At 63.3% G+C, this 5,045-nt stretch carries 7 protein-coding genes; 6 read left to right on the top strand and 1 reads right to left on the bottom strand.

The window, feature by feature from the left end; translation table 11 throughout:
* The 3 genes from EN781_RS25420 to tgt form a co-directional block, all read left to right on the top strand.
* The coding region (locus EN781_RS25420) for an S-adenosylmethionine:tRNA ribosyltransferase-isomerase (protein WP_189347842.1) at positions 1-562 on the top strand (562 nt) is incomplete at its 5' end.
* Positions 552-821 carry a hypothetical protein gene (locus EN781_RS25415; protein ID WP_126054735.1) on the top strand — a complete coding sequence of 90 codons (270 nt, stop codon included), beginning with the start codon at positions 552-554 and terminating at the stop codon, positions 819-821. The genes EN781_RS25420 and EN781_RS25415, both read left to right, overlap by 11 nt.
* Entirely contained in the window at positions 814-1,944 is a 1,131-nt protein-coding gene (gene tgt, locus EN781_RS25410; RefSeq protein WP_126054734.1) for a tRNA guanosine(34) transglycosylase Tgt, read from the top strand. The genes EN781_RS25415 and tgt overlap by 8 nt, the downstream gene beginning before the upstream one ends.
* Positions 1,945-1,949: 5 nt before the next feature.
* Here tgt and EN781_RS25405 read toward each other — a convergent pair whose 3' ends face one another.
* The gene (locus EN781_RS25405) at positions 1,950-2,369 is read right to left on the bottom strand and encodes a DUF4864 domain-containing protein (protein WP_126059080.1); all 420 of its coding nucleotides are present in this window, start codon (positions 2,367-2,369) and stop codon (positions 1,950-1,952) included.
* Between the two features lie 220 nt (positions 2,370-2,589).
* On the opposite strand from EN781_RS25405, the gene EN781_RS25400 reads away from it, so the two are divergent.
* From EN781_RS25400 to EN781_RS25390, 3 genes are all read left to right on the top strand, one after another.
* Positions 2,590-2,826: an Lrp/AsnC family transcriptional regulator gene (locus tag EN781_RS25400; protein ID WP_126054733.1), complete on the top strand. Its 237-nt coding sequence runs from the start codon at positions 2,590-2,592 to the stop codon at positions 2,824-2,826.
* 172 nt (positions 2,827-2,998) lie between these two features.
* On the top strand, positions 2,999-4,411 hold the full coding sequence (locus EN781_RS25395; protein WP_189347840.1) for a circularly permuted type 2 ATP-grasp protein: 1,413 nt from the start codon (positions 2,999-3,001) through the stop codon (positions 4,409-4,411).
* Between the two features lie 91 nt (positions 4,412-4,502).
* A partial coding sequence (locus tag EN781_RS25390) for an alpha-E domain-containing protein (RefSeq protein WP_189347838.1) occupies positions 4,503-5,045 on the top strand: 543 nt, incomplete at its 3' end.

Genomic DNA, 5,045 nt, shown 5'->3' with positions numbered 1-5,045 from the left:
CTACCAGACCATCTATGCCAGGGAGGAGGGCGCCGTCGCCGCGCCCACCGCCGGGCTGCATTTCACGCCAGAGCTGTTCTCCGCATTGGACGCGAAAGGGATCGAGCGCCGCTTCGTCACCCTGCATGTCGGCGCAGGCACCTTCCTGCCGGTCAAGGCGGACGACACCGCCGACCACAAGATGCATGCCGAAACCGGCTCGGTCAGCGCCGAGACCGCTCAAGCACTCAACGAGGCCAAGGCGCGCGGAGCGCGGATCATCGCCGTCGGCACGACGTCGCTGCGCCTGCTGGAAAGCGCGGCCACGCCGGACGGCAGGCTCGCCGCCTGGTCGGGTCCGACCGATATCTTCATCACGCCCGGCTACCGTTTCCGGACGGCCGATCTCCTGATGACCAATTTCCATCTGCCGCGCTCGACGCTGTTCATGCTGGTCTCGGCCTTCAGCGGGCTGGAGACGATGCGCGCGGCCTATGCGCATGCCATCGACAGCGGCTACAGGTTCTACTCCTACGGAGACGCCAGCTTGCTTTACCGAGCGGAGACGAGCGATGGACGATGATCTGGAACACATGGACCGCGACGCTCTGGTCGCGGAGGTGAAGAAACTGCGCGCCGGCATTCGCACCCATCGCGACTCCACCGGCCACGATCTCTGCTGGCATCACCCCGACCTCTGGGCCCTGCTGCCGGAAAAGACCGAACCTGCCATCGCGGTGCCGCCCTGGGAAAAATTCATGCGCGGCTGCATCCGCTACCGGCAGTCGCTCGACGAGCAGGCACCCGGCGCGCCTGTGCACGACAAGGACTTCCATGGCTGAGGCTTTCACCTTCAAGCTGCTTGCCACCGACGGCAGGGCGCGGCGCGGCGTGATTTCGATGCCGCGCGGCGAGATCCGGACGCCGGCCTTCATGCCGGTCGGCACCGGTGGCACCGTGAAGGCCATGTACATGGACCAGGTGCGCGGCGTCGGCGCCGACATCATCCTCGGCAACACCTATCATCTGATGCTGCGGCCGGGCGCCGAGCGCGTGGCGAAGCTCGGCGGCCTGCATGAATTCGCCCGCTGGCCGCATCCGATTCTCACCGACAGCGGCGGCTTCCAGGTGATGTCGCTGTCGAAGCTGAGAAAACTCTCGGAAAAGGGCGTCACCTTCCGCTCGCATATAGACGGCGCGCCCTACGAAATGTCGCCGGAGCGGTCGATCGAAATCCAGGGCCTGCTCGACTCAGACATCCAGATGCAGCTCGACGAATGCACGGCACTTCCAGCCAAGCCGAAGGAGATCGAGCGCGCGATGGAATTGTCGCTGCGCTGGGCCGAGCGCTGCAAGGCGGCCTTCGGCGACCAGCCGGGCAAGGCGATGTTCGGCATCGTCCAGGGCGGCGACAGCGCGGCCATGCGCGTGCGCTCCGCGCAGGCGCTGAAGGCCATGGACCTGAAAGGCTACGCCGTCGGCGGGCTGGCCGTCGGCGAGCCGCAGGCGGTGATGCTGGACATGCTCGACATCACCTGTCCGGAACTGCCTGCCGACCGGCCGCGCTACCTGATGGGCGTCGGCACGCCGGACGACATCTTGAAATCGGTGGCGCGCGGCATCGACATGTTCGATTGCGTGATGCCAACCCGCGCCGGCCGCCATGGCCTCGCCTATACGCGCCGCGGCAAGGTCAACCTGCGCAATGCCCGCCATGCCGACGATCCGCGGCCGCTGGACGAGGAGAGCGACTGCCCGGCCGCACGCGACTATTCGCGCGCCTACCTGCATCATCTGGTGCGTTCGCAGGAGTCGCTTGGCGCGATGCTGCTCACCTGGAACAATCTTTCCTACTATCAGAAATTGATGCAGGACATCCGCGCCACGATCGAAGCGCAGGCCTTCGATGCACGTGCCGCAGAGATCTCCGAAGGCTGGGCGCGGGGTGATATTCCGGTGCTCTGACCGGCTCAGGTGCTGAGCGACGTCGAGGCCCGCAGGCTGCAGCCGGTGATCTGGAAGCTACCGTCGGGCTGCTGCTCCAGCGTATACACCGCCTCGTAATCCTTGCCATCAGGCCCGACGATCATCACCTGCTGGATAATCGAGGTCGGACCGGTCTGCTCGACTTTGCCGAAGGCATAGCTCTGCGGCTTGCGCACCGGCGCGTAGCCGTTGGTCACCATGTTCATGAACATGTCGACCGTCGGGAAGACGCGTTTCACATTCGGCGCGGCGAAACTGTAGGCCCTGACGCCGTCATTCGCGATGAAGGCTTTCAACTGGCTGTCGATGACCGTCTGCGCCGCCTTGACCTCGGCGTCGCCTGCAAGCGCCGAGGACAGGAAAAGGAATGGAATGATTGCGAATGCGAATAACGAGCGGCGCATGCCTGCCTCCATTGTCCCCAGGGGAAATCGCAGTCCGAAGATGCATCCTAACATACGCATGGCGCCGCTTGGTGGTTTCAGCAAATCGCAGGCGCCGCGATTCGGCGATGCCGCCATGCTTGGTGCTCGTTGCTCGGCGCCTTTCGGCTGGTGCTTGAAAGCTGGGCGCCACTCTGCCAAAAGGGCCGCTTATTCGCGCAGAGGCTAGGCAGGACCGGCAATGAAGGCATTTTTCGTGCAGATTAAGTGCGATCTGGGCAAGGCCTATGAGGTCGCGGGCGCGCTTGCCGATGCCGAGATCGCCTCGGAAATCTACTCGACCGCCGGCAATTACGACCTGCTCGCCAAATTCTATGTCGAGGATGAGCAGGACGTCGGCCACTTCATCAACGAGAAGGTGCAGATTCTGCCCGGCATCAAGGACACGTTCACCATCGTCACTTTCCGCGCCTTCTGAGTCGCCCTTTGTCGTTTGCCCGGGCGCAAGGCAAAGCCTGACCCAGCCCCGTCGGCCCTGCCTCAATCTTAAGCAGTCCTGACATAACGACCGCCGGCATCCATCAAATCACCGATTGCGCTTGATTTTCTCCGACGACGCCAGTGAAATGGTGTCACAGGGGAGTACGCGATTGGCAGCGTTTGATGAAATGCTTCCGGAAGTTTCCGGACTGAGAAGACCATATTCGGCTTATGATCGCTGGCTGAAGGAGCAAGACCCGGCCAGGCTTACCCAGAAAATGCAGGACGCCGAGCGCGTCTTCCGCAAGACCGGCATCACCTTTGCCGTCTATGGCGAGCAGGAAGCCTCAGAACGGCTGATCCCCTTCGACATCGTCCCGCGCATCATCTCCGGCAATGAATGGCGCCGCCTGACGCAAGGCATCGAGCAGCGCGTCCAGGCGCTGAACGCGTTCCTCGACGACATCTACCACCGTCAGGAAATCCTGCGCGCCGGCCGTGTGCCCAGGGAACTGGTCGCCAAGAACGAGGCCTTCCTGTCGGAAATGATCGGGGTCAGGCCGCCGGCCGGCGTCTATACCCACATCATCGGCGTCGACATCGTGCGCATCTCGGAGAACGAGTTCTACGTTCTGGAGGACAATGCCCGCACGCCCTCCGGCGTCTCCTACATGCTGGAGAACCGCGAGACGATGATGCAGCTCTTCCCCGAGCTGTTCCAGCAGATCAAGGTGCGGCCGGTCGAAAACTATCCGCAGCTCTTACGCCAGTCGCTGGCCGCGGTGCGGCCAAAGGGCACCAAGGATGCGCCGACCATCGCCGTGCTGACGCCGGGCAGCTACAACTCCGCCTATTTCGAGCATGCCTTCCTCGCCGACCAGATGGGCGTGCAGCTGGTCGAGGGCCAGGACCTGCGCGTCGTCGACGGCCATGTCGCGATGCGCACGACGGAAGGCTACAAGCAGATCGACGTGCTCTACCGGCGCGTGGACGATTCTTTCCTCGATCCTCTCACCTTCCGCCCGGACTCGGCACTTGGCGTGCCCGGCATCATGGACGTCTACCGCGCCGGCAACATCACCATTGCCAATGCGCCGGGAACCGGCATCGCCGACGACAAGGCAATCTATTCCTACATGCCCGAGATCGTCGAGTTCTACACCGGCCGCAAGGCGATCCTCGGCAACATCCCGACCTGGCGCTGCTCCGAGGGGGACAGCCTGAAATATGTGCTGGAGCACATCAGCGAGCTGGTCATCAAGGAAGTGCACGGCTCCGGCGGCTACGGCATGCTGGTCGGGCCTGCGGCGACCAAGAAGGAGTGCCAGGACTTTGCCAAGAAGCTCGCGGCAAAGCCATCGAACTACATTGCCCAGCCGACGCTGGCGCTGTCGACCTGCCCGATCCTCACCGAGAAGGGCTTGTCGCCCCGCCATGTCGACCTCAGGCCCTATGTGCTGGTCTCCGACCGCATCCAGATCGTGCCCGGCGGCTTGACGCGCGTGGCCCTCAAAGAGGGCTCTCTGGTGGTCAATTCCTCGCAGGGCGGCGGTACCAAGGATACGTGGGTGCTGGATGATTGAGCTGGGCAGGGGGACGCAGCAATCATGAGACGCATTCTTCCCTACTCGCTACTCGCTATTCGCTATTCGCTCGACATCGGGGCAAATTGATATGCTTTTGGGCCGTACCGCCAACGGGCTCTACTGGATGAACCGCTACATTGAGCGGGCCGAAAACATGGCCCGCCTTGTCGATGCCGGCCTGCGCATGGCGCTCACCCGTACGCAGAATGCGTCCGAGGAGTGGAACTCGGTGCTGCTGAGCGCGGGCTCCGACATCGCCTTCAGCCAGAAATACCAGGACTATACCGCTGCCAACGTTTCCGACTTCCTGCTGCGCGACACCTCGAACCCGTCGAGCACCATGTCCTCGATCGAGACCGCCCGCAACAATGCCCGCATGGTGCGCACCGCGCTGACGCGCGAGACCTGGGAGAGCATCAACGAGGCCTGGATGTCGCTGAAGCGCATGCTGGCCAGGCCCATCGACGAGCGCGACCTGCCGAACGTGCTCGACGCCATCAAGCGCGAGACAGCGCTGATCCGCGGTTCGTTCTACGGCACCATGCTGCGCAACGAGATCTTCGATTTCTCGCAGCTCGGCACCTATGTCGAGCGCGCCGACAACACGGCCCGCATCCTCGACGTCAAATAC

Origin of the sequence: Mesorhizobium sp. M4A.F.Ca.ET.090.04.2.1, from assembly GCF_003999085.1 — a bacterium.
Classification (GTDB): domain Bacteria; phylum Pseudomonadota; class Alphaproteobacteria; order Rhizobiales; family Rhizobiaceae; genus Mesorhizobium.
This window is presented reverse-complemented; position numbering and strand designations above follow the sequence as displayed.